Origin of the sequence: Amycolatopsis sp. NPDC021455 (assembly GCF_040640995.1) — a bacterium.
Lineage (GTDB): Bacteria > Actinomycetota > Actinomycetes > Mycobacteriales > Pseudonocardiaceae > Amycolatopsis.
Genome location: NZ_JBFACT010000032.1, coordinates 20,374 through 42,229 on the forward strand (window position 1 = coordinate 20,374; position 21,856 = coordinate 42,229).

At 70.7% G+C, this 21,856-nt stretch carries 19 protein-coding genes; 4 read left to right on the forward strand and 15 right to left on the reverse strand.

The window, feature by feature from the left end; genetic code table 11:
• Positions 1–83 precede the first annotated feature (83 nt).
• The 8 genes from AB0G28_RS29290 to AB0G28_RS29325 form a co-directional block, all read right to left on the reverse strand.
• On the reverse strand, positions 84–1,298 hold the full coding sequence (locus AB0G28_RS29290; RefSeq protein ID WP_361095920.1) for a cytochrome P450: 1,215 nt from the start codon (positions 1,296–1,298) through the stop codon (positions 84–86).
• Between the two features lie 65 nt (positions 1,299–1,363).
• Positions 1,364–4,249, reverse strand: coding sequence for a preprotein translocase subunit SecA (gene secA / locus AB0G28_RS29295; RefSeq protein ID WP_361095923.1), 2,886 nt, complete (start codon positions 4,247–4,249; stop codon positions 1,364–1,366).
• 206 nt (positions 4,250–4,455) lie between these two features.
• Positions 4,456–5,142 carry a ribosome-associated translation inhibitor RaiA gene (gene raiA, locus AB0G28_RS29300; protein WP_361095926.1) on the reverse strand — a complete coding sequence of 229 codons (687 nt, stop codon included), beginning with the start codon at positions 5,140–5,142 and terminating at the stop codon, positions 4,456–4,458.
• Between the two features lie 892 nt (positions 5,143–6,034).
• The gene (locus tag AB0G28_RS29305; protein ID WP_361095929.1) at positions 6,035–6,937 is read right to left on the reverse strand and encodes a hypothetical protein; all 903 of its coding nucleotides are present in this window, start codon (positions 6,935–6,937) and stop codon (positions 6,035–6,037) included.
• A 72-nt stretch (positions 6,938–7,009) separates the two neighbouring features.
• Positions 7,010–8,719: an LpqB family beta-propeller domain-containing protein gene (locus AB0G28_RS29310; protein ID WP_361095932.1), complete on the reverse strand. Its 1,710-nt coding sequence runs from the start codon at positions 8,717–8,719 to the stop codon at positions 7,010–7,012.
• 17 nt (positions 8,720–8,736) lie between these two features.
• Positions 8,737–10,461 (reverse strand): MtrAB system histidine kinase MtrB, encoded by a 1,725-nt coding sequence (mtrB, locus tag AB0G28_RS29315; RefSeq protein ID WP_361095935.1) that lies wholly within the window; start codon positions 10,459–10,461, stop codon positions 8,737–8,739.
• Between the two features lie 7 nt (positions 10,462–10,468).
• The gene (mtrA, locus tag AB0G28_RS29320) at positions 10,469–11,146 is read right to left on the reverse strand and encodes an MtrAB system response regulator MtrA (protein ID WP_005150760.1); all 678 of its coding nucleotides are present in this window, start codon (positions 11,144–11,146) and stop codon (positions 10,469–10,471) included.
• Between the two features lie 191 nt (positions 11,147–11,337).
• On the reverse strand, positions 11,338–11,652 hold the full coding sequence (locus AB0G28_RS29325) for a bifunctional 3-phenylpropionate/cinnamic acid dioxygenase ferredoxin subunit (RefSeq protein ID WP_361095939.1): 315 nt from the start codon (positions 11,650–11,652) through the stop codon (positions 11,338–11,340).
• A gap of 164 nt (positions 11,653–11,816) precedes the next feature.
• Here AB0G28_RS29325 and AB0G28_RS29330 point away from each other — a divergent pair, with 164 nt between their 5' ends.
• Both AB0G28_RS29330 and AB0G28_RS29335 read left to right on the forward strand, forming a co-directional pair.
• Complete coding sequence (locus AB0G28_RS29330) at positions 11,817–12,602, forward strand: IclR family transcriptional regulator (protein ID WP_361095942.1); 786 nt, start codon at positions 11,817–11,819, stop codon at positions 12,600–12,602.
• Positions 12,603–12,709: 107 nt separating this feature from the next.
• Positions 12,710–12,964 carry a hypothetical protein gene (locus AB0G28_RS29335; protein ID WP_361095945.1) on the forward strand — a complete coding sequence of 85 codons (255 nt, stop codon included), beginning with the start codon at positions 12,710–12,712 and terminating at the stop codon, positions 12,962–12,964.
• A 15-nt stretch (positions 12,965–12,979) separates the two neighbouring features.
• Here the strand turns inward: AB0G28_RS29335 and AB0G28_RS29340 are convergent, their stop codons facing one another.
• The 3 genes from AB0G28_RS29340 to AB0G28_RS29350 are packed head-to-tail and all read right to left on the reverse strand — an operon-like array spanning position 12,980 to position 15,018.
• On the reverse strand, positions 12,980–13,630 hold the full coding sequence (locus tag AB0G28_RS29340) for a dTMP kinase (RefSeq protein ID WP_361095948.1): 651 nt from the start codon (positions 13,628–13,630) through the stop codon (positions 12,980–12,982).
• Positions 13,631–13,690: 60 nt separating this feature from the next.
• Entirely contained in the window at positions 13,691–14,446 is a 756-nt protein-coding gene (locus AB0G28_RS29345) for a hypothetical protein (protein ID WP_361095951.1), read from the reverse strand.
• The gene (locus tag AB0G28_RS29350) at positions 14,443–15,018 is read right to left on the reverse strand and encodes a papain-like cysteine protease family protein (RefSeq protein WP_361095954.1); all 576 of its coding nucleotides are present in this window, start codon (positions 15,016–15,018) and stop codon (positions 14,443–14,445) included. The genes AB0G28_RS29345 and AB0G28_RS29350 overlap by 4 nt, the downstream gene beginning before the upstream one ends.
• 248 nt (positions 15,019–15,266) lie before the next feature.
• Between AB0G28_RS29350 and AB0G28_RS29355 the strand changes: the two genes are divergently transcribed.
• On the forward strand, positions 15,267–16,265 hold the full coding sequence (locus AB0G28_RS29355) for a hypothetical protein (protein ID WP_091317693.1): 999 nt from the start codon (positions 15,267–15,269) through the stop codon (positions 16,263–16,265).
• A 153-nt stretch (positions 16,266–16,418) separates the two neighbouring features.
• Here the strand turns inward: AB0G28_RS29355 and AB0G28_RS29360 are convergent, their stop codons facing one another.
• The 4 genes from AB0G28_RS29360 to ahcY all read right to left on the reverse strand — a co-directional run bounded on the left by AB0G28_RS29360 (position 16,419) and on the right by ahcY (position 19,450).
• Positions 16,419–16,844: a YjdF family protein gene (locus tag AB0G28_RS29360; protein WP_361095957.1), complete on the reverse strand. Its 426-nt coding sequence runs from the start codon at positions 16,842–16,844 to the stop codon at positions 16,419–16,421.
• Between the two features lie 292 nt (positions 16,845–17,136).
• Positions 17,137–17,586, reverse strand: a complete 450-nt coding sequence (locus tag AB0G28_RS29365) for a type II toxin-antitoxin system VapC family toxin (RefSeq protein ID WP_361095960.1) — start codon at positions 17,584–17,586, stop codon at positions 17,137–17,139.
• Positions 17,580–17,867: a toxin-antitoxin system HicB family antitoxin gene (locus tag AB0G28_RS29370; RefSeq protein ID WP_361095962.1), complete on the reverse strand. Its 288-nt coding sequence runs from the start codon at positions 17,865–17,867 to the stop codon at positions 17,580–17,582. Before AB0G28_RS29370 ends, AB0G28_RS29365 begins: the two co-directional genes overlap by 7 nt.
• 110 nt (positions 17,868–17,977) lie before the next feature.
• Complete coding sequence (gene ahcY, locus AB0G28_RS29375) at positions 17,978–19,450, reverse strand: adenosylhomocysteinase (protein WP_361095965.1); 1,473 nt, start codon at positions 19,448–19,450, stop codon at positions 17,978–17,980.
• Positions 19,451–19,542: 92 nt separating this feature from the next.
• On the opposite strand from ahcY, the gene AB0G28_RS29380 reads away from it, so the two are divergent.
• Positions 19,543–21,813 (forward strand): hypothetical protein, encoded by a 2,271-nt coding sequence (locus tag AB0G28_RS29380; RefSeq protein WP_361096084.1) that lies wholly within the window; start codon positions 19,543–19,545, stop codon positions 21,811–21,813.
• Positions 21,814–21,856: the final 43 nt, after the last annotated feature.

Genomic DNA, 21,856 nt, shown 5'->3' on the forward strand with positions numbered 1-21,856 from the left:
GCGATGAGAAGTGAACCACCGTTTACCCGCCGCGCCCGCGTGAACGACCGTTAACTCCGTCGTGAGCTGATCCGGTGCGCCGGTTAACCGCCGCTAACCACCGGCAGGGTCGCCAAGCCTCGCAATGTCGTCGTCGGGTTCCACTGCGGGCTTCCCGCCAACGTCAGCCGCGGGCGGCGGCGAGCCAGTTCGCGGAAGGCGATGCGACCCTCCAGCCTCGCCAGCGGCGCGCCCAGGCAGAAGTGGATGCCCTGGCCGAACGCCAGGTGGCGGCCCGGTGCCCTGGCCGGGTCGAACGACTCCGGGGCCGGGCCCGCCGCCGGGTCGCGGTTGGCCGCTCCGATCAGGACGACCACCTGGCTGCCCGCCGGGACCACCACCGAGCCGACAGCTGTGTCGCGCAGGGCCGTTCGCGCCGTCAGCTGGACCGGTGAGTCGTAGCGCAGCACCTCTTCCACCACCTGCGCCGCGTGCTCGCCCTCCGTGCCTAGCGGCTTCAGGCCGTCCGGGTGGCGCGACAGCGCGAGGACGCCGTTGCCGATCAGGTTCGTCGTCGTCTCGTGGCCCGCGATCAGCAGCAGCGTGAGCGTCACCAGCAGCTCGCCCTCGCTGAGCACGTCGCCGGCGTCGGACACCGCGACCAGCGCGGACAGCAGGTCCTCCCCCGGTTCGCGCCGCCGTTGCTCCGCCAGTTCGCGGAAGTAGCCGACGAACGACTGCCGCGCCCGGACCGCCGGTTCCACCGTGTCCGGGTGCTGCAGGAACGGCGGATCCAGCGCCCGCGCCATCGCGTGCGACCACTCCGCGAACCGCTCGCGGTCGTCCAGCGGCACGCCCAGCAGCTCGGCGATCACCTCGACCGGCAACGGCTTCGCGAGCGCCGTCATCACGTCGAACTCGGCCGGTGCGCGGTCGATGAGCGAGGCGGCGATCTCTTCGATCCGCGGCGTGAGCCGGTCGACCATCCGCGGGGTGAACGCCTTCGCCACCAGCCGCCGCAGCCGCGTGTGGTCGGGCGGGTTCAGCGACAGGAACGCCCGGACCACCCGTCCCGACTCGTCGACCGGCTGGTCCGGGAGCCGGTCCGCCGGGTCCAGGTACTCCGGTTCCGGGTGCCCGAAGGCCGGGTCGCGCAGCACCTGCGTGGCCTCGGCGAGGCCGCTGACCGCGAACATCCCCTCGGCCAAGGCCGCGACCGGCAGGCGCTCACGCCACCGCCGGTAGTGCGGGTACGGGTCCGGCCGCCGCTCGGCGCCGAACAACGCGAAGAACTCCTGCGGATCCACCGTCGCCGTCATGGCCACCCCCATTCACGACTCCGGGGCGCGCGGACCAGCCGCACGCCCCGGAGTCACGTCCAACGTCAGCGACGCGGGCCCTTCTTGCCCTTCTTGGCGGCGTCACGCTGCGCGGCGCGACGCTCCCGGCGCGAAGCCGCACCGCCGCCGCCCGAGGCCTGCGCCCCGCCTTCGGCGTGGGACTCGACCTCGCCGTCCTCGCCCGGGCCGGACAGCATCATGCCCGACTGCGGAGCACCGCCGCCGAGGCCCTTGCCGCGCAGCGCGGCCGGGACGGACTCGGTGTCGGTCGTCGGCGGCTGCGGCGGCGCCGGCCGCGCGTGGCGGCCTTCGGACGCCTGGCCGTTGCCGGAGGAGACACCCGTCGGCAGCGCGGCGGCGTCCTCGGCGGGCGGCGCCTCGGCGCGCTCGACCTGCAGGTTGAACAGGAAGCCGACGGCCTCCTCCTTCAGCGAGTCGAGCATCGCGCGGAACATGTCGAAGCCCTCGCGCTGGTACTCGATCAGCGGGTCGCGCTGCGCGAGCGCCCGCATGCCGATGCCCTGCTTGAGGTAGTCCATCTCGTAGAGGTGCTCACGCCACTTGCGGTCGAGGACCGTCAGCATCACCTGGTGCTCCAGGGTCCGCATCCCCTCCGGGCCGACGAGCGCGTTGATCTCCTCTTCGCGCTTGTCGTAGGCACGGCGGGCGTCCTCCAGCAGCGCCTCGCGCAGGCTGCTCGCGTCGAGGTCGCCGTCCTCCACCAGGTCGTCCCACTCGATGCTCACCGGGTAGAGCTGCTTCAGCGCCGACCACAGCTTCTCGTGGTCCCAGTCCTCGGCGTAGCCGCTGGCGGTCGCACCGTCCACATAGGCGTTGACGACGTCCTCGAGCATGCCCTCGATCTGGTCGCGCAGGTTCTCGCCGGCCAGGACGCGGTGGCGCTCGGCGTAGATCACCTTGCGCTGCTCGTTCATGACCTCGTCGTACTTGAGGACGTCCTTGCGCTGCTCCATGTTGATCTGCTCGACCTGGGTCTGCGCGCTCTTGATGGCCTTGGAGACCATCTTGTGCTCGATCGGCACGTCGTCGGGCAGCCGCATGGTCGTCATGACGCGCTCGACCATGGTCGCGTTGAAGCGGCGCATGAGCTCGTCACCGAGCGAGAGGTAGAAGCGGGACTCGCCCGGGTCGCCCTGGCGGCCGGACCGGCCGCGGAGCTGGTTGTCGATGCGGCGCGACTCGTGCCGCTCGGTGCCCAGCACGTAGAGCCCGCCCGCCTCGCGGACCTCCTCGGCCTCGGCCTTCGACTCCGCCTTGACCTGCTCGAGGACCTCGGGCCACGCGGCCTCGTACTCCTCGGAGTGCTCGACCGGGTCCAGGCCGCGCTCGCGCAGCACCTGGTCGGCGATCAGGTCGGGGTTGCCGCCCAGCACGATGTCGGTACCACGGCCGGCCATGTTCGTGGCGACCGTGACGGCGCCCTTCTGGCCGGCGCGCGCGACGATCAGCGCCTCGCGGTCGTGGTGCTTCGCGTTCAGCACCTCGTGCGGGACGCTCAGCTTCACCAGCAGCTTCGACAGGTGCTCGGACTTCTCGACGCTCGTCGTGCCGACCAGCACCGGCTGGCCCTTCTCGTGCCGCTCGGCGATGTCCTCGGCGACGGCCTCGAACTTGGCCTGCTCGGTCTTGTAGATCAGGTCCGGCTGGTCCTGCCGGATCATCGGCCGGTTCGTCGGGATCGGCACCACACCCAGCTTGTAGGTCTGGTGGAACTCGGCGGCCTCGGTCTCGGCCGTACCGGTCATGCCCGACAGCTTGTCGTAGAGCCGGAAGTAGTTCTGCAGCGTGATCGTGGCCAGCGTCTGGTTCTCGGCCTTGATCTCGACCTTTTCCTTGGCCTCGATCGCCTGGTGCATGCCCTCGTTGTAGCGGCGCCCGACCAGGATGCGGCCGGTGAACTCGTCGACGATCATGACTTCGCCGTTGCGGACGATGTAGTCCTTGTCGCGGTGGAAGAGTTCCTTCACCTTGAGCGCGTTGTTCAGGTACCCGACCAGCGGGGTGTTGGCGGCCTCGTACAGGTTGTCGATGCCGAGCTGGTCCTCGACGAACCGGACGCCCTTCTCGGTGACGGCCACCGTGCGCTTCCGGACGTCGACCTCGTAGTGGTACTTCGAGTTGATCAGGTTCGTCTTCTCGACACGCTCGCGCGAGCCCATCGTGGTGGTGTCGATGCCCTGCATCAGCGGGGCGAGCCGGGCGAACTCGACGTACCAGCGCGACGACTGGTCGGCCGGGCCGGAGATGATCAGCGGCGTGCGGGCCTCGTCGATGAGGATCGAGTCCACCTCGTCGACGATGGCGAAGTTGTGCCCGCGCTGCACGCAGTCGTCGAGGCTCCACGCCATGTTGTCGCGCAGGTAGTCGAAGCCGAACTCGTTGTTCGTGCCGTAGGTGATGTCGGCGTTGTACTGGGCGCGCCGGACGTCCGGCTGCTGCTCCGAGAGGATGACGCCGACCTCGAGGCCGAGGAAGCGGTGGATGCGGCCCATCCACTCCGAGTCGCGCTTGGCCAGGTAGTCGTTCGTCGTGACGACGTGGACGCCCTTGCCGGGGATCGCGTTCAGGTAGGCCGGGAGGACGCACGTCAGCGTCTTGCCCTCACCGGTCTTCATCTCGGCGACCTGGCCGAGGTGCAGCGCCGCGCCGCCCATCAGCTGGACGTCGAAGTGGCGCTGGCCGAGCACCCGCTTGGCCGCTTCCCGGACGACCGCGAAGGCCTCCGGCAGCAGCTCGTCGAGGGATTCGCCGTCGCCGTTCCGCTTGCGGAACTCCTCGGTCTTGGCCCGCAGCTCGGCGTCGGTCAGGTCCTTGACGTCGTCTTCGAGGGTGTTGATGTGATCGGCGATGTTGCGCAGCCGCTTCACCATCTTGCCCTCACCCGCGCGGAGCAGGCGGTTCAGCACCATCCGGTCGACCTCACTAGCTGATCTTGAGCGCGCCCAGGCCGGTCCCGGGCAGGTTCTCCCGCGGTGGCGGCCGTGTTCGGCGCCACCTTCCCACCCCCATCGTAGGGAACGGTGGCCGTCGTGTGCACACGCCGTACGTCCTGACATGCGGGTGGCCCGCACGCGAGCGCGTGCGGGCCACCCGGCGAGGCCTCCTTAGGACCGGCTCAGCCGAGCCGGATCACGCCGTAGTCGAAGCCTTTCCGCCGGTAGACCACGCTGGGCCGGCCCGCTTCCGAGTCGTTGAAGAGGTAGAAATCGTGGCCGACCAGCTCCATCTCGTAGAGAGCCTGGTCCACCGTCATGGGCTCCGCGGTGTGCTGCTTCTCGCGAACGACGCGGCCGGGCTGGTGACCCAGGTCGTCGTCGGCCCAGCTCTGCTGCTGGGGCAGGTGGATCTCGTCGGCACTCGCGAAGCCGTTCGTCTGCGGTTCGGCTTCGGGTGCGTCCAACACCGCGGTACGCGCGGCGGGACTGGCTGCGGCCGGGGATCCACCACCCGGCAGTGCCGAGGTCGCTTCGGCGACCGATTCCGGGCGGCTGCGGCCGTAGTGCACGCGCCTCCGGTCGTGTGTCCTCCGCAGCCGGTTTTCCAGCTTGGTGACTGCGGAATCGAGCGCTGCGTAGAAGTCGGCGGCACACGCTTCGGCGCGTACGGCCGGGCCCCTCCCCTTTCCGGTGATTTCGACGCGCTGGCAGCTCTTGGCCTGGCGCCGGTTGGGTTCGTGGAACAGTTCCACGTCGTACCGGATGACTTTCCTGTCGTAGCGCTCGAGCCGGGCCAGCTTTTCGCTGACAAGCGCCCGATAGTGGTCGGGCACCTCCACGTTGCGGCCCTTAACGACGATGTCCATACACGACCTCCCTCGCTGAGATGACTGCGAGCTGTTGTGTTTTCACACGGCGCCGGTATTGCGGGGACGTAAGCCCGGATCGCGGGCTGAGAAGGAACTCGGAAACGGTGGACGACGTCTCGTTCCGATGACCGAGCGCGGACTCAGCGCACCTCCGGCGCCAGGGACATGGGCTCGTCACCTCCCTGCCTGCGGGGATTGCTGATTGCGGAGCACGTTAGCTTCCTCACGCCCGTTACAACAGCCCCCGAGCCGGGGGATGTCAGGGGATGAGACTCCGTCACGCCGCGCAGTGATCGCGAAGTGGGCACCGCAAAACACCCGCTGGTCGGACGCGCCGCGGTTGCCGTGCTTTCACACGGACGGCGCATCGCCGCCGACTGGTGGACGCCGAGGGTGACGGCCCGGTCCGCCGCAGCCGCCACTCCGGTGGAGTGGCGCGGCGGGCGAGTGATCGTGATCGACACCCTCATGCCCCGACAACGGGCGTCGGCCCGTTCGCGTTCCCGGCTGACGTCACTCGTGTAGGTGACAACGGGGTCACCCGGGCGCGAGGAAGTGTCCGGGGTGTGCCTCCTTCCTGTGCTCGACCTGCGGGAGTTCTCGTTTTCCATGGCTTTCGCGCGGGATCGGGGCGGGGTGGTGGACGGGGTCGGCGGAACCGGTACCACGTGATCGGGACGCGCCCCGGCGGCGCCTCGGTTCGGTCGGCTCGCGCCCGGACCGGCGCCCGAGCCGATGCCGGCGGGAGCCACCCCGGCCGCGGCTCATCGCCGCGCGCACCTGCCACTCAGCGTGCACGCCCGCCGCGAAGGTGCCACGGTGGTGACCATGGACCAGCCGGAGGTGAGCGGCTTGCCCGGCAGCGGCCGGCCGCGAACACACGCCCGGTTCACCCCGCCGCGAGCAGGGTCAGGACGGCGGAGACCGTAAACCCCTCCGCCGCGAGCGCCCGCGCGCACGCCGCGGCCGTGGCGCCGGTGGTGACCACGTCGTCCAGCACCACGATCGGGCACCCCGGCGGGGGACGGCCTGCCTCTCGGAACCGCAGCCGCCCGGCGAGGTTGGCCACGCGTTGCTCGCGGCCCAGGCCGACCGCGTCGCGGGCGTCGCCGGCCAGTTCCAGTGCCGGAGCGACCACGACTTCGATGCCACGAGCGGCCAGGACCTTCGCCGCCTCGTTCGCCAGGCGCTCGACGTGCGGGCCGCCGCGGACCCTCGCCGCCGAGGGGCGGCTCGGGGCCGGCACGAGGCAGATCGCCCGGGCCGGGCGGATCCCGGCCGGGACGGCGGATGCCCTCGGCGGCTGCACCGAATGCGCGGAAGCACTGCCGCCCGCTCTCTCCGGAACCGCGAAAGCCCCCCGCATCGGCACCGAACACGCAGGATCACGACCACCCGCTTCCTCCGGAACCGCGAAAGCCCACTGCAACGGCACCGAACGCGCAGGATCACGACCACCCGCTTCCTCCGGAACCGTGAAAGCCCGCCGCAGCGGCGATGGACGCGCAGCATCGAAGCCGGCCGGCAGCGCGACCAGCGCCTCCGCCAAGGCCCGGCCCAGCGGCTCCGCCAGGTCACGACGGCCGCGTTCCTTGTACGCGATCAGCAACCGCCGGGCCACGCCGCGGTAGCGGGCCAGCGCGAAGACCCGCACCAGGCCCGTCGTCGGCGCGCGGACCACCTCGGTGGCCGAGCCCCACACGCCCGCACATCGGGCGCAGCACGGCTCGCCGCGGGCTCCGCAGGCGGCGCAGCGGCTGGGGATCAGGAGGTCGAGCAGTTTCTTCAGCACACGGACAGTGTCACGACCGGCACCGACAGTTTCGAACGTCCCGACGTCACCCGACCAGGTGAAACCCAGGCCTCAGCCCGGATAGAACGGATCCGCGTCCTTCATCGTGTGGCTGTGGGGCCGCCAGACCTCGCCCAGCACCGAGGCGATCCACAGCCCGTTCGCGTCCGCCACCACGATCGGGGCGCCCGGGGCCACCGTGACACCGTGGACCGTGGGCGTCAGGTTGGAGCTGTTGAACGCGTCCATCCGCTGGCCGTCCATCGTCACCCGGACCACCGGCTGCGACGGCGACTTCGTGACCACCACCAGGTTGTCCTGGGCGTCCCAGTCGACGTCGAGGACGTCGTCGAGGTCACGCGGCTGGAGGTGACGCGGCTCGCGCAGCGACACCGAGTCGCCACTGCCGACCACCGACGCCACCCACAGCTGTCCCTTGATCACCGCGGCGACGCGGGCGCCGTCGCGGGCAAAGCGCAGCTCCGTGATCCCGCCCTGCTGGACCAGGTCCGTCGCGTTGACCCCCAGCGGGGTCCACTGGCCGTTCGGGTTCACCACCATCCGGCCCACCGAGAACTGGTCGACCACCGTCCACACCTCGCCGGTGCCGGAGCGCCACGTCGGACGGCTCAGCGTGCTCCCGCCGATGTCGACCGGCGGCAGCTCGTGCCCGAGGTCCCCGATCCGCAGCCGCACCCTGCCGCCGCTGCGCTCCACCACCGCGAGCCGCTTGCCGTCGAGTGACTGGGCGGCGCTCACGACGTCGTACCCGCCGTTGCCCGCCGGGCCGGGGACGGGGTTGCCGTCGCCGAGCGAACGGATCCGGCCGCCGACCGTCATCAGCCCCAGCTGCTGGATGGCCGGCGACACCGGCACGCTGTAGGAGGGCAGCTCGTTCGCCCGCCAGTCGGGGTGGTTCGGCACGAGCGGGGCACCGTCGGCGAGGATCCGGATCCGCGCGTTCGTGACGTACTGCAGCGACAGGACGATCTGCGCGGCCATCAGCTTCCGGACGTCGTCGGTCACGCCCGTCACCCCGGTCAGCGGGACCACGAGCGTCCCGTCGTCCAGGTTCTTGACGTTCGTGTCGATCTCGACCGGCTCGCCGAGCAGGTTCTTCACCGCACCGGCCAGGCTCGGCGAAGGCCCGCTGACCAGCAGGTCCATCACCTTGCCCGGCAGCCCGGACTGCGGTTTCGCGACGACGTAGCGCCGATCGGGGACGAAGGTGCCCGACGACTCCGAGTAGAAGTTCACCGGCACCGGCGTGTAGTTCTCGCTGAAGTCGGACTCGGTCGTGTACAGGTCGGGGGGCGGGTCGACGATCCGCCACTGGCCGGTCGCCTGCTTGCGCACCTTCAGCTGGAGCAGCGCCTGGTCGGCGCCCGGCACGAACGCGCTGTTCTGGTCCAGCGTGCCGAGCTCGGTTCCGCGCACGTTGACGATCTGGGTGTTCGGGTCCGGCTTCGGGTTGGCCTCGTAGACCGTGCCGAAGGTGTTCTGGATGATCGTCAGGCTGCGGCTCGGCCGCCAGTTCACCCGGCTCTGCTCGTCCATGTAGGCGCGGGCGGCCGCGTAGTTCTGCCCCGGCTTGAGCGTCGCGCCGACGAACGCGCGGACCAGGCTCAGCGGGTCGAGGTTGGGCGGCGGCTCCGGCACCACGTCACCCGAGCCCGGCCCCTGGCGCTCGCCGGGGACCACCTGGGGCTGTGACTCCAGCGGCACGTTCGCGCAGCCGGCGAGGAGCAGCACGCTCAACACCGAGAGCACAAGCCGTGCCACCCGCCGACGGTGTGGGTTCACTGACCGATTCCTTCACGTTCGGCGAAGATCGCCTCGGGCGCCGGCGTGACTTCGATGACCCCGAGCGGCAGCTCGGGCGCCGTCCGGTCGGGCGGCGGCAACGCCAGCGGCGAGTCGCCAGCGGGCACGTCCTGGCGGCGCGGCAGCACCAGCCGGAAGCAGGCGCCGTGACCGGGCTCGCCCCACGCGTCGAGCTCACCGCCGTGCAGGCGCGCGTCCTCCTGGCTGATGGCCAGGCCGAGGCCGGTGCCGCCGGTGCGCCGGTTGCGGGACGGGTCCGCGCGCCAGAACCGGTTGAACACCAGGTCCGCTTCGCCGAGCCGCAGGCCGACGCCGTGGTCGCGGACCGTGATGGCGACGGCGGTTTCGTTCGCCCCGACGGTGAGCACCACCGGTTTGCCCTCGCTGTGGTCGACGGCGTTGGCGAGCAGGTTGCGCAGGATCCGCTCGACGCGCCGGGCGTCGACCTCGGCGATCACCTCTTCGTCGGGCAGCACGAGCTCGACCGAGCTGCCCGCGTTGCCGGCGATGACCCGCACCTGCTCGACCGCGCGGGTGGCGATCGGGCGGACGTCGATGAACTCCGCGGCCAGCTCCTCGACCCCGGCGTCGAGCCTGCTGATCTCCAGCAGGTCGCCGAGCAGCGCTTCGAACCGGTCCAGCTCGTCGACCAGCAGCTCGGTCGAGCGCGCGAGCCCGGCCGGGAACTGCTCGCGGGACGCGTGCAGCACGTCCGCGGCCATCCGGACGGTGGTCAGCGGGGTGCGCAGCTCGTGTGAGACGTCGGAGGTGAACCGGCGCTGCAGCCCGCCGAACTCCTCGAGCTGGCGGATCTGGCGCTGGATGCTGGCGGCCATTTCGTTGTAGGACACGGCGAGCTTCGCCAGGTCGTCCTCGCCCAGCACGGCGAGGCGCTGGTCGAGGTCGCCGCCGGCGAACTGCTCGGCCGCCGCGGCCGCCTGCCGGACCGGCCGCACCACCTGCCGCGTCACCAGGTTCGTGATGCCGGCCAGCAGGAGCAGCAGCACGAGCCCGCCGACGAGCAGCGTGTTCTGCACGGTCGAGACCGTGTTCTGCTCGGTCGTCAGCGGGAACAGCAGGTACAGCTGCAGCGGGGTGGCGACGGTGTTGAGCGGCGTACCGACGATCAGGTACGTCGTGCGGCCGCCGTCCGGGTCGGTGACGGTGTGCTCGACGCGGCTCATTTCGTTGGCTTCGACGAACTGCCGCAGCCGCGGGGGCACGTTCTCGAACGGCCCGGCGGACGTGGGCTCCTCGCCGGACTGGTCGTGGCCACCGCTGGCGAGCACCGGGACGAACGTGCCCGCCGCCGAACCCGCCGCGTCCTGGCTGGTCGGCGTGATCGCGATCTTCTTCAGCGCGTTCTGGAGCCGGTTGGCCAGCGCGTCGGTCGTCTCGCCGCCGAGCCCGACCAGCTCACCGGCCGCCGTGTCCGCCGCCGCGCGGGTCTGCGCGATCGCCGCGTCGCGCTTGGTGTCCAGCAGCCGTTCGGTGATCTGGTTCTGCAGCACCATCCCCAGCACGAAGACCACGGCCGAGGACAGGGCGAGCGTCGAAACGGTGACGCGGAACTGCAGCGAGTGCTTCCACAGCTCGTTGAACGCCACCGCACGACGGCGCGCGAAAACGACGACACGCCTGACCAGGCGTGCCGTCGAGCGCGCGGACGCGGGGATCCTTCTGACGGTCTCCGCGGTCATCGGGTGATCACGGCGGGCCGGCCTTGTACCCGACACCGCGAACGGTCAACACCACCTCGGGGTGCTCCGGGTCCTTCTCCACCTTGGAACGCAGCCGCTGGACGTGCACGTTCACCAGCCGGGTGTCGGCCGCGTGCCGGTAGCCCCACACCTGCTCGAGCAGCACCTCGCGGGTGAACACCTGGCGCGGCTTGCGGGCCAGCGCCACCAGGAGGTCGAACTCCAGCGGGGTCAGCGGGATGGCCTTGCCCTCGCGCGTGACCTCGTGGCCCGGCACGTCGATCGCCAGGTCGCCGATGGTGAGCGACTCCGCGGGCTCGGCCTCGGTGCGGCGCATCCGGGCGCGGACCCGCGCGACCAGCTCCTTCGGCTTGAACGGCTTGACGACGTAGTCGTCCGCCCCGGACTCCAGGCCGAGGACGATGTCGACGGTGTCGCTCTTCGCGGTGAGCATGACGATCGGCACCCCGGACTCGGCGCGGATCGCCTTGCAGACGTCGATCCCGTTCATCCCGGGCAGCATGAGGTCGAGGAGGACGAGGTCGGGCTTCAGCTCACGCAGCGCGGGCAGCGCGCGTGAGCCGTCGGCGACCACCGCCGTGTCGAACCCCTCCCCACGGAGCACGATGGTGAGCATCTCCGCGAGGGCGGGGTCGTCGTCGACCACGAGAACACGTGCCTTCATGTCCACATATTCGCACTAGTTCCGGCGCCCGCACGCACGACCCGCGTGTTTGACCACCAGAAAGATCAAGATCGCGACTCTCCCCTGCTCCATCCGGGTGCCGGTACCGGCGGCTTTGGACGGTCCATGAGGGGCACCCTCATAGCTGGGAAAGCCGTGAAGGTGCCCCTCATGGACCTGCGAGGAAGGGCTCAGGGAACGGCCGGGACGGGCGCTTCGACGTACACGACGCCGTCGGTGACGACCACGGCGTAGGTGCGGAGCGGCTCCTTGGCCGGCAGGCAGGTGGGGACGCCGGTGCGCAGGTCGAACTGCGCGGCGTGCAGCGGGCATTCGACGAAGCAGCCTTCGAGCCAGCCGTCGGCGAGTGAAGCGTCCTGGTGCGTGCAGGTGTCGTCGACGGCGTAGAAGCCGTCCTCGGTGTGGAACACCGTGATCGGGACGGGGCCGCCGAGGCGGAGGGATTCGCCTTCGGGCAGGTCGGCTACGGCGCAGGCGCGGATCATCAGGGCCTCCGAGAACGACTGTCGAGATGCCGGGACGGTTCGTGAAAGTTGCGCATTGCGCGACTCTGCGCTTCCTGCGCAACAATCCGGCTTCAGTGGCGTCTCCGTCAAGAGATTCGCCCACTCAGCCGATAGGAACCCCCCGAAACGGATACTGTTGCGCCATGCGGAACCAGGACTCGGGCAACGCAACTCAGAGCCAGGTGCAATCGGTCGACCGGGCGATCAGCGTGCTGGAACTGCTCGCCCGCAACGGCGAAACCGGCATCACCGAGATCGCGGGCGAACTGGGCGTCCACAAGTCGACGGCGTCGCGCCTGCTCAGCGTCCTGGAGACGAGAGGCCTGGTCGAGCAGCTCGGCGAACGCGGGAAGTACGCGATCGGGTTCGGCGTCGTCCGGCTCGCCGGCGCCGCGACCGGCCGCATGGACCTGGCGAAACTGGGCCGCGCCACCTGCCAGTCGCTCGCCGAGGAGCTGGGCGAGACGGTGAACATCGCCATCGCCGACGACGGCGTCGCCATCAACATCAGCCAGGCCCGCGGCTCGGCGGCGATCACCACGCAGAACTGGACGGGCCAGCGGACGCCGCTGCACGCGACGTCCAGCGGCAAGATCCTCCTGGCGTACATGGCCGAAACCGAGCGCAAGCGGGTCCTCAAGCGGAAGCTGGAGCAGTACACGCCGCGCACGACGGTCGAGCCGGAAGAGCTGCTGACCGAACTGGAACGGGTGGTCGAGGACGGCTACGCGGCCTGCTACGAAGAACTCGAACTCGGCATGCACGCGGTGGCCGTGCCGATCCACGGCCCGGGCGGGGACGTCGTCGCGGCGATGAGCGCTTCCGGGCCGTCGTACCGGCTTTCGAAGCAGCGGGTCAAGCAGATCGTGAAGCCGATGACCGACGCGGCGGACGAGCTTTCCGCGCAGCTGGGGTACTTCCGGGACTAGGGATACAGCCGCGCCATCGCGCGGATGGTGCTTTTCCTGTGTGACACCAGTTCCGCGGGCGTCCAGGCCGAGCGGCGGCTCAAGACACTCTTCGCCGGCAGCGACGATTGGGACGTCTTCTCCGGCACCACCACCTGCGTGCCGATCTTCGACGGCGGCGGCAACACCGAGGAGATCCGCTTCCCCGAGCGGGGCTCCCGTGGCGCGGCGACTTCTACGGTGACGACACCCGCGACGGGAAGCCGATCAAGGCGCACTTCACCTGGTCGCACATCACCGCCACCTCCGCCCGGTGGGAGCAGGAGTTCTCCGCCGACGGCGGGCGGGACCTGGGAACGCAGCTGGGGTACTTCCGGGACTAGCGTCCACTGTGGACTCTAGTTCAGCAGTGCCGTCGCCAGCGCTTCGAGGTCCACGCCCGCGACGCCGTCCAGGACGTGCCACGGTGCCAGCCAGCCCGACGCGGCCAGCTCGTCGTACACCGCCGCGCACCGCCGCTGGAGGCCGTCGTCGGTTTCGAAGGCGTCGCGCTCCCTGCCGGTCTCGGACTCCGCACGGCGTTCGGCGCGCTCGGCCGCCACGGCGGGCGCGACCCGCAACAGCAGGTGCGCGTCCGGGCGCGGCAGGCCGAAGCGGTCGACCTCCAGCTCCCACACCCACTTCACGACTTCGCCCGCCGCGTCCTGACGCAGACGCGCGGCCGCGTACGCGGCGTTCGACGCGACATAGCGGTCGAGCAGGACGACGTCGTGCGCCTCCCGCAGCTCGCGGATCTCGTCCGCGGCACCGCTGCGGTCGAGAGCGTAGAGCATGGCCATGCCGTAGACGGAGTCCGCGAGATCGCCGTGCCCGCGGTGCAGCGCCTCGCGGACGAGGTCGGCGTGCACGCTCTTGCCGTAACGCGGGAACGCCAGCGAAGCCACGCTCGCGCCCTTCGCGCGCAGTTCCGCCGTCAGCCCGTCGGCCAGCGTGCGCTTGCCCGCGCCGTCGAGCCCTTCGATGACCACCAGTCGACCCACGGACGTCATTATCGGTGGTGGACCGGCGGGCCCGGTGGAAGGGATCGGCACCGGGCCCGCCGGTTCGTCTCAGGCGGCGTGCCGCCGCAGGTGGAAAACGTAACCGGCGCCGCTGACCGCCAGCACGCCGACGAGGATCAGCAGCGGCACCCAGCCGGTGTCGTGGCCGGCGGGCGCCGGGCCGCCGTCACCGCGGGGCATGACCTGGGACGTGGCGTCGTAGCCGCCGGCGTCGCCGTCGCGGTCGTAACGCGAGCCGGGGAGCTTGTCCGCGTACCGCGCCTCGACGGTTCGCCGGTAGTCGGCGACGGTGGCCGCTTTGCCGTCCGACAGCGACGTCACGCGGCCGTCGCGGACCGCGTACCAGGCGTCGATCTGGGATTCGTGCAGCAGTTGGGCACCGGAAGGCAGCTTCCGGGCGTACGCGCTCTCGACGTCACCCGAGGCGATGTTGCCGACCTGCCAGGCGTCGTTCTCGCCGCGGACCGACCAGAGCGTCGCGGTCCGGCCGTCGGACGCCCGTGCGGGGATCGCGAAGTAGGCGAACTCGCCGGGCGCCGCGTCCGGCTTGCCCGCGACGAAGTCCGGCGAGAGCTCGTACACGGGGAAGGCGTCCGGCTCGATCCGCACCGAAACCGGGCTCTGGGCGCCCGGCGCCTGCGCGAAGAACCGGGCCAGGACGTCCTGGACGCCGGCGGCCGCGTCGTGCGCGGCCACGGCGTCGGCGCTGCTGATGCCGGCGGCCTGGGCCGCGCCTGACACCGGGGCCGTCATCAGCAGCGCCGCGCCGGTCAGCACGGCGAGCACCAGCACCCGCCTGCTCATCGGGCGATCCCGGTGAGCGTGTGCGTCCAGGTGAAGGCCGGGTTCTGCGCGTAGTACCCGTAGGTCGACCAGTTGTAGCGCTTGGCCGGCCCCGGGTCGCTCCAGAAGACCCAGTCGCCGCTGGTGTCGTAGCCGTGGACGACCTGCACGTGACCGCCGCCCGAGCGCCAGCCGACGCGGGTCGCCACCGGCCGGTTCGCCGCGGTCTCCGTCCGGATCGCCGTGAAGGAGACGCGCCGGTCGAGGTAGCGGCCGGGCGAGGTGAAGCCCAGCCGGGCGAAAGCACGTTGGTCGTCGGCGAGGGTGCCGGTCAGGTTCGCGCAGTCCTGGCCGGTCTCGCCGTGCGCGAGCTGGCAGAACCGCGTCTGGCTGACGACCGCGCCGTGGAAGGCGGCGATGGTGTTGCCCGCACCGGCCCAGCACCACTGGTTCTTCTGCTGGAGCTGCAGCACGATCCGGTCCTGGTACGTCGACGGCACTCCGGGCGCGGCTACGGCGGTGGCCGGCGCGACCAGGCACAACATCAGGCTCACGGCCAGTACGGCGTGAACCCGGCTCGACGTCACCTGCACGGACGGCCTCCTGCTCGAACGTGGGGCGAACCAGCGGTGGTCACAACGGTGAACAACGCGGTCACCCGGAGCAAGAACGCCATCCGGACCAACGGACCGTTCCGGGGCATTGCCGGAACGCGGAACACTCGGCCTTACGTGGCCAACCACCCTGAACGGGGGTCGGCACGTCCACTCTACGCTGCTAACGTGAACGTTCCGCGGTGTTCACGCCCAGCGCACACACTGGTCGGGTGAAGGGACGAGCGGTGGTACAAGACGGGAACCTCCCACTGATCATCGATGGCGCCCGCACGACCCGGGCATCGGTCGCCGAGCTGCCGAAAGAGCTGACCGAGGCGCTCCGCACCGGCGAGTTCCACCACGCCTTGAGACTCGCGATCGCCTACCGCGGCCTCTCGCTGGCCAGGCTGCGCGCCCACCTCGCGCTGCGTGGCGTCCAAATCGGACAGTCGACGTTGAGTTACTGGCAGCGCGGGCTGCGTCAGCCCGAGGTGCCGAAGGCGCTGCCGGCGGTCCGGGCCCTGGAATCGGTCCTCCAGCTGCCCGCGGACGCCCTGGTCGTGCTGATCGGGCCGCGCCTGGTCCGGCGCGGCCACCAGCCGGCGGCGTCGTTCCACGACCTGCGCTCCGGCGACATGGGGTCGATCGTGGAGGACCTGCTGGCCGAGCTCGGCGCGTACCCGTCGTCGAACCACTACAACGCGGACCTCGAGCTGCTGTCGGTGCACGACACGATCACGTTCGACGCCGAACACCGCCAGGTCAGCCTGCGCACGCGGCTGGTGACGCGTGCCCGGCGCCACGGGCCGGACCGCTACCTGACGGTGTACAACGGCGACCCGGGCTGCCGCATCGACGACGTCGAGCTGATCACCGACGAGGGCTGCCGGGTGGGCCGGATGCGCCGCAACCCGGACGCGGACACGATGGCGACGGAGCTGCTGTTCGACCGCAAGCTCGCCGAGGGCGACATCCACGTGTTCTGCTTCGAGGTCCGCGACGATTCGGGATCGGCGTCGCCGGGCTACTACCGGATGCTGCGGGACCGGTGCGCGAGTTACCTGGTTCAGCTGCGGTTCGACCGCAACGCGCTGCCTGCGCGCTGCACGCGTCAGGTCCGGGCCCGCGACGACGCGTTGCCGGTGGTGGCGGAGGAACTGGCGTGCGACATGGGCGGCGTGAGCAGCGCGTTCTTCAGCGACGCCGGGCCCGGGCTGGCCGGGGTCGCGGTGGAGTGGAACTGACCGCCGTGTCGACCCTCCAGTCACGCGTGTCGACCCTCCGATCACGCGTGTCGGCCGACTGATCACTACTGGGGCCGGCGACTTCCGCTTCGGAAAGGTCGACACGCGTGATTCAGGAGTCGACACGCGTGATTGAAGGGTCGACACGGTTGCTCAGTGGCCGCGGTGTTTGGCTCGGGCCTTGGTGCGAGCCAGGGTTCGGCGGCGGGTGGCCTCGGCCGCGGCGCGGCGTTTTCGGGCCGCCTTGTTCTCGGCCGCTCGCTCGGTGACCGCGTCGCGCAAGGCGCGTTGGGCGGCCGTGCCGATGCCTTCGTCGTTCTGGGCTTTCTTCGCCAGCTTCGCGAGGCGTTTGGCGTTGAGGCGGGCGGTCGGGCGCTGTTCCGCGGCGACCGGCGGGGCTTTGCGTGCTTCGTCGGCCAGGCGCACGAAGTCGCGGCCGGCGGCGAAGGCGGCCAGCTCGGCGTTGTTGGGCTCGTTGCCGAAGACGTGGCGCGCGGCGCGGACCAGGCCGTCTTCGTGGATTTCGTAGACGCCGACCCAGAACCGGCCGTCGTGGTACAGCGTGAACACCCCGCTCATCGGGAACCTCCAGGCGTGACGGATCAGCCTGGCGTCACCGGTTTCCCTTGACGGGACAACGAGCCCTGCGCGGACCGCCCGGACTACCCACCGGGCCGTGAGGTTCGTGAAGCCAAGAACGGCAGTGAGTTTACGCGGGAAGACCGCCGATGCCGATCTCGTTTCCCTCGGGGTCGCGGTAGAGCATCTTCCGCACGCCGTTGTCGGAGGTCTCGCGGTCCGCGGGCGGTCTCGTACCAGGCCAGCGCCCGCTCGTAGTCGAACACGGCGATGCCCGCCATGAGGTCGACCATCACAGCACCTCGAATCCGTTGGCCTTGGCGGCATCGGCCTGACGCTCGTCGCGGGTGACGAAGGTGACCGGTTCGCCGCCGGTCAGTTCGGCGGTGTCGTGCATCGCCACCGCGATGTGGATCGCGTCGAGGGTGCGTACCGGGTAGTTGTCGGTGACCAGCCGGCGAGCGGCGGGAATGACCCGGTCCGGGTTGAAGGGGATGAGCACCAGATTCCCGTCCGGGGAGGCGAGGTGATCGAAGTGCGCCAGCATCGCCGCCGGATCGGGAATCCGGCCGGTCCGCTTGGCGGCCGTCATGGCGCCGGCGAACTCGATGCGGGTGAAGTCGCTGCTCAACACCGGGGCATCGCCCTCGAGCAGCAACTTGCGGAACTTGGTGTGCTCCGGCTCGTCCCCGAGGTAGGCCGTGACCAGTGCACTGGTGTCGACGTACAGCACGGTCACCACTCCCCTCGGGTCCAGTCGAGCGCTTCGCTCACAGCCGTGCCCCAGCCTCGGGACAGGTCCTCGAGTTCGTCCAGGGTCGGCACGTGAGCCGGCGGCTCCACCTGCACGATCTTGCCTTCGGCGATCAGCCGCCGCTTCCATTCCGCACGTGTCTCGGTCTTCGCCACAACGCCCCTCAACGCTTCCGTGACCAGGTCGTTCATGCTGCGCCCTTCGGCTTCGGCCCTCGCCTTCAGCCGGGCGTGCAGCTCGTCGTCGATCCTCGTGATCAACTGTTTCACCACTCCATGATAACACGTCACCCATTCGTGCTATCACTGTCACAAGCGCAGCACAAAGGGCCGCCCCGAACACTTTCGGGACGGCCCTGGCCTGCGAAAACGCGAAGAACTCAGTACCGGTAGTGCTCCGGCTTGAACGGCCCTTCGACGTCGACGTCGATGTACTCCGCCTGCTCCTTGGTCAGCTTCGTCAGCTCACCACCGAGCGCCTCCAGGTGAATCTTCGCCACCTTCTCGTCGAGCTTCTTCGGGAGGCGGAACACCTCCTTGTCGTACTCCTCGTACTTGGTGAACAGCTCGATCTGCGCGATCACCTGGTTCGAGAAGCTGTTCGACATCACGAACGACGGGTGCCCGGTCGCGTTGCCCAGGTTCAGCAGGCGCCCCTCGGACAGCACGATGATCGTGTTGCCGTTCGGGAAGACCCACTCGTCGACCTGCGGCTTGATGTTGATCCGGCGGATGCCCGGGTAACGCGCCAGGCCCGCCATGTCGAGCTCGTTGTCGAAGTGGCCGATGTTGCCCAGGATCGCCTGGTGCTTCATCTTCGCCATGTGCTCCACCAGCACGACGTCCTTGTTGCCCGTCGTCGTGATCACGATGTCGGCCTCGGGCAGCGCGTTCTCCAGCGTGCGGACCTGGTAGCCGTCCATCGCCGCCTGGAGCGCGCAGATCGGGTCGATCTCCGTCACGATCACCCGCGCGCCCTGGCCGCGCAGGGACTCCGCCGCGCCCTTGCCGACGTCGCCGTAGCCGCAGACCACCGCGACCTTGCCGCCGATCAGGACGTCGGTGCCGCGGTTGATGCCGTCGATCAGGGAGTGGCGGATGCCGTAGCGGTTGTCGAACTTCGACTTCGTCACCGCGTCGTTGACGTTGATCGCCGGGAACAGCAGCTCGCCCGCCGCAGCCAGCTGGTAGAGCCGGAGGACGCCGGTCGTCGTCTCCTCGGTCACGCCGCGGACGCCTTCGCCGATCTTCGTCCACTTGTCCTTGTCCGACGCCACCGAAGCGCGCAGCAGCTCGAGGAACACGCGGAACTCGTCCGAGGTGTTCTCGTCCGGGGTCGGGACCACGCCGGCCTTCTCGAACTCGGTGCCCTTGTGCACCAGCATCGTGGCGTCACCGCCGTCGTCGAGGATCATGTTCGGGCCCTCGCCGTCCCAGGTGAGCATCCGCTCGGTGCACCACCAGTACTCCTCGAGCGACTCGCCCTTCCACGCGAACACCGGGACGCCCTTGGGCTCCTCGGTGGTGCCGTGCGGGCCGACGACGACCGCCGCGGCCGCGTGGTCCTGCGTCGAGAAGATGTTGCAGGACGCCCAGCGCACCTCGGCACCCAGCGCGACCAGCGTCTCGATCAGCACCGCGGTCTGCACGGTCATGTGCAGCGAGCCCGAGACGCGCGCCCCGCGCAGCGGGTAGACCTCCGCGTATTCACGGCGCAGCGCCATCAGTCCCGGCATCTCGTGCTCGGCGAGGCGGATCTCCTTGCGGCCGAACTCGGCGGCCTCGAGGTCGGCGACGGCGAACTCGATGCCGTTGCGGGTCTCGTGCCGCTTGGCAACGCTTTCGGGGGTCATAGTGGCGATTCCTCCAAGACTCGATGACACCCGAACACTACCGTTGTCCGCTCGACTGTCACTCAAAGTGTTAGGAGGCCCTTACCGTGCCCATGCCCGGCCCCGACACCCGCGTCGTGGAAATCCGCGTCGCCGGTCTCGTGGGCACCAGCGGGGAGACGCTGCTCGACGCCGTTTCGACCGTCGACGTCGCCGGCGACGGCCTGGGCCGCGTGGTCCGCCCGGCCGACCGGCTGCGGAGACCGGCGCCCGGGCCGGTGCTGCCGGCACTGGGCCGGTCGATCCCGCGCACCCTCGAAGGCTATCTGTGGCACGGCATGACCTCCGGCGGCGCCGCGAAGGCCACCTGGGCACTGCTGTTCCCGTTCTCGCTGGCCAACGTCGCGTTCTGGATGCTGCCGCCGGTGCCGCCGGACCGCCGTCTCGCGCGCGTCCTCGGCGCTGTCTGCCGCGGCCTGCTGCGCGTCGCCGCCCTCCTGCTGACGATGCTCCTGATGGGCCAGCTGGCGGCGATCGCACTCGACCTCTTCGCCGCGCAGTGCCTCGCGCCGGGATCGGGTTGCCTGCCCGCGATCCCCGACGCGGTCCGGTCGGTCCCGGCGCGGATCGTCGTCGGCGTGCTGCCGCTGCTGCTCGTGATCTTCGTGCTGCACCGGATCTCGAGCGCGACCTGGGCGGTGCACGCCGACGGCGACCTGACCGGCGGGCCGCTGCGGATGCGGGCCGACCCGGAAACGCCGGCGCTGCGCTGCCTGCACACCGTCGCGGCGCTGGCGTCGGTCGCGTTGCTGCTGCTGGGCGGGCCGTTCCGCGTGCCGGGCAACACTTTCGACCTGGTCGTGTGGATCGTCACGCTGGCCGCGGTGCTCGCCACCGTCGTCGCGGCCGCGATCGGCGTCGACACCGGCCGGTTCGCCCGGCCCGGCGTGCTCGCGTTCGCCGGCCTGCTGGTCGTCGTGGCCGCCGTGCGGCTGGTGCTTTCGAACGGGCCGGGCGCCGGCCCGCTGCCCGGCACGAACGGCGTCGTCGAAGGCCTCGGCGCGGCGCTGGTCGGCGTCACGGTGCTGTTCGCGCTGTTCCTGGCCCCGGCCGCGCTGTTGGCCCGGCCCGGCTGGAAGCACAAGCCGCGACGGCTGCGGCCTTGGATGGGCGGCTGGGCGGCCGCGCCGGTGCTCGCGCTGGCCGGTCTGCTCGGCGGCGGCTTCGGCGCCGGGCTCGCCGAAGCCGTCCGGCGGCTTTCCGGCGCGGGGATCCTGCGCGTACCCGACACGTATGTGCTGGTCACGGTCCTGTGGGGGGCCGGGCTGGCGCTGGCCGCGGTGCTCGGCGTGCTGGGTTTCGCGGTCGCCGTCCCGCTGCGGCGGCTCCGGCGCGGCATCCCCGAGATCGTCGAGCTGATGGAGCACGACGACCAGCAGGAGGCCAAAGCCGCCGCGGCGTGGGCGCGGTCGGCGTGGGAACGCCGTCACCTGCACCACCTCGCGCTGGCGGTGGCGTCGGCGATGTCCGCGGGCGGCGCGGCACTGCTGGTGCTGCGGTTCGGGTTCGGGCTGGTACCCCGCTGGTTCGGGCCGCTGTCGGCGATCGGCGTGGTCGCGCTCGGCGCGCTGGCCGCCGGCCTGCTGCGCGTGGTCTACACGGCCGCGCGGACCCCGCAGCGCAGCCGTCACCTCGGCGCGCTGGCCGACCTGGTCTGCTTCTGGCCGCGGGCCGCGCACCCGACGGTTCCGCCGTGCTACGCGCTGAAAGTCGTCCCGGAACTGGCCGCGCGGGCCCGCGAGCACCTCGCCGAGCCGGGGACGCGGGTGGTGCTCTCCGGCTACAACCTCGGCAGCCTGCTCACGATCATGGCCGCCGCACGGCTGGCGGCCGAGCTGCCGGAGGCGGACCTCGAGCGCGTCGGCGTGCTGACCGCGGGGTCGCCGCTGCAGTGGGGCTACCAGCGGGCGTTTCCGGCGTTGCTGCCGCAGGAGTCGCTGGAACGGCTGTTCGCCGACCTCGACGGCCGGTGGCGCGCCCTGTGCCGCGGGACCGACATCTTCGGCGGCGGGGTGACGACCTGGCGGCACTCGGTCGCCGACCGGCGGCTGCACGGCGTCGGGTTCCTGCCGGACGGCGGCTGCGGCCCGGTGTCGGCGACCGCGGACGAGAACGGCGTCCTGATCCTCGGCGGCGACCACTGGCTGCCGGACCCGCTGCGCGGGCCGACCGGGCGGCACCGCTGGGCGCCGGGGGTGCTCAAGCACCAGGACTACGTGGTCGACGCCGAATGGGACCACGCCGTCGCGATGGCCGCGGGCCTCGGCAAACCGTCCTGCGGCGAGCAGGGCCTGCTCTTCGGCGACTTCCCCCCGAAACGGTGAAGGCCCCTCGCGCGCGGAGCGAGGGGCCTTCAGCCGTGAGCTA

Excerpts from the sequence above, each read along its gene's own strand:
- AB0G28_RS29330 (WP_361095942.1), top strand. The coding sequence starts at position 11,817 with ATGCGGAACCAGGACTCGGGCAACGCAACTCAGAGCCAGGTGCAATCG.
- raiA (WP_361095926.1), bottom strand. The coding sequence starts at position 5,142 with ATGGACATCGTCGTTAAGGGCCGCAACGTGGAGGTGCCCGACCACTAT.
- secA (WP_361095923.1), bottom strand. The coding sequence starts at position 4,249 with ATGGTGCTGAACCGCCTGCTCCGCGCGGGTGAGGGCAAGATGGTGAAG.
- AB0G28_RS29345 (WP_361095951.1), bottom strand. The coding sequence starts at position 14,446 with ATGAGCAGGCGGGTGCTGGTGCTCGCCGTGCTGACCGGCGCGGCGCTG.
- AB0G28_RS29290 (WP_361095920.1), bottom strand. The coding sequence starts at position 1,298 with ATGACGGCGACGGTGGATCCGCAGGAGTTCTTCGCGTTGTTCGGCGCC.
- mtrA (WP_005150760.1), bottom strand. The coding sequence starts at position 11,146 with ATGAAGGCACGTGTTCTCGTGGTCGACGACGACCCCGCCCTCGCGGAG.
- AB0G28_RS29325 (WP_361095939.1), bottom strand. The coding sequence starts at position 11,652 with ATGATCCGCGCCTGCGCCGTAGCCGACCTGCCCGAAGGCGAATCCCTC.
- AB0G28_RS29360 (WP_361095957.1), bottom strand. The coding sequence starts at position 16,844 with ATGAGCGGGGTGTTCACGCTGTACCACGACGGCCGGTTCTGGGTCGGC.
- ahcY (WP_361095965.1), bottom strand. The coding sequence starts at position 19,450 with ATGACCCCCGAAAGCGTTGCCAAGCGGCACGAGACCCGCAACGGCATC.
- AB0G28_RS29340 (WP_361095948.1), bottom strand. The coding sequence starts at position 13,630 with ATGACGTCCGTGGGTCGACTGGTGGTCATCGAAGGGCTCGACGGCGCG.
- mtrB (WP_361095935.1), bottom strand. The coding sequence starts at position 10,461 with ATGACCGCGGAGACCGTCAGAAGGATCCCCGCGTCCGCGCGCTCGACG.
- AB0G28_RS29380 (WP_361096084.1), top strand. The coding sequence starts at position 19,543 with ATGCCCGGCCCCGACACCCGCGTCGTGGAAATCCGCGTCGCCGGTCTC.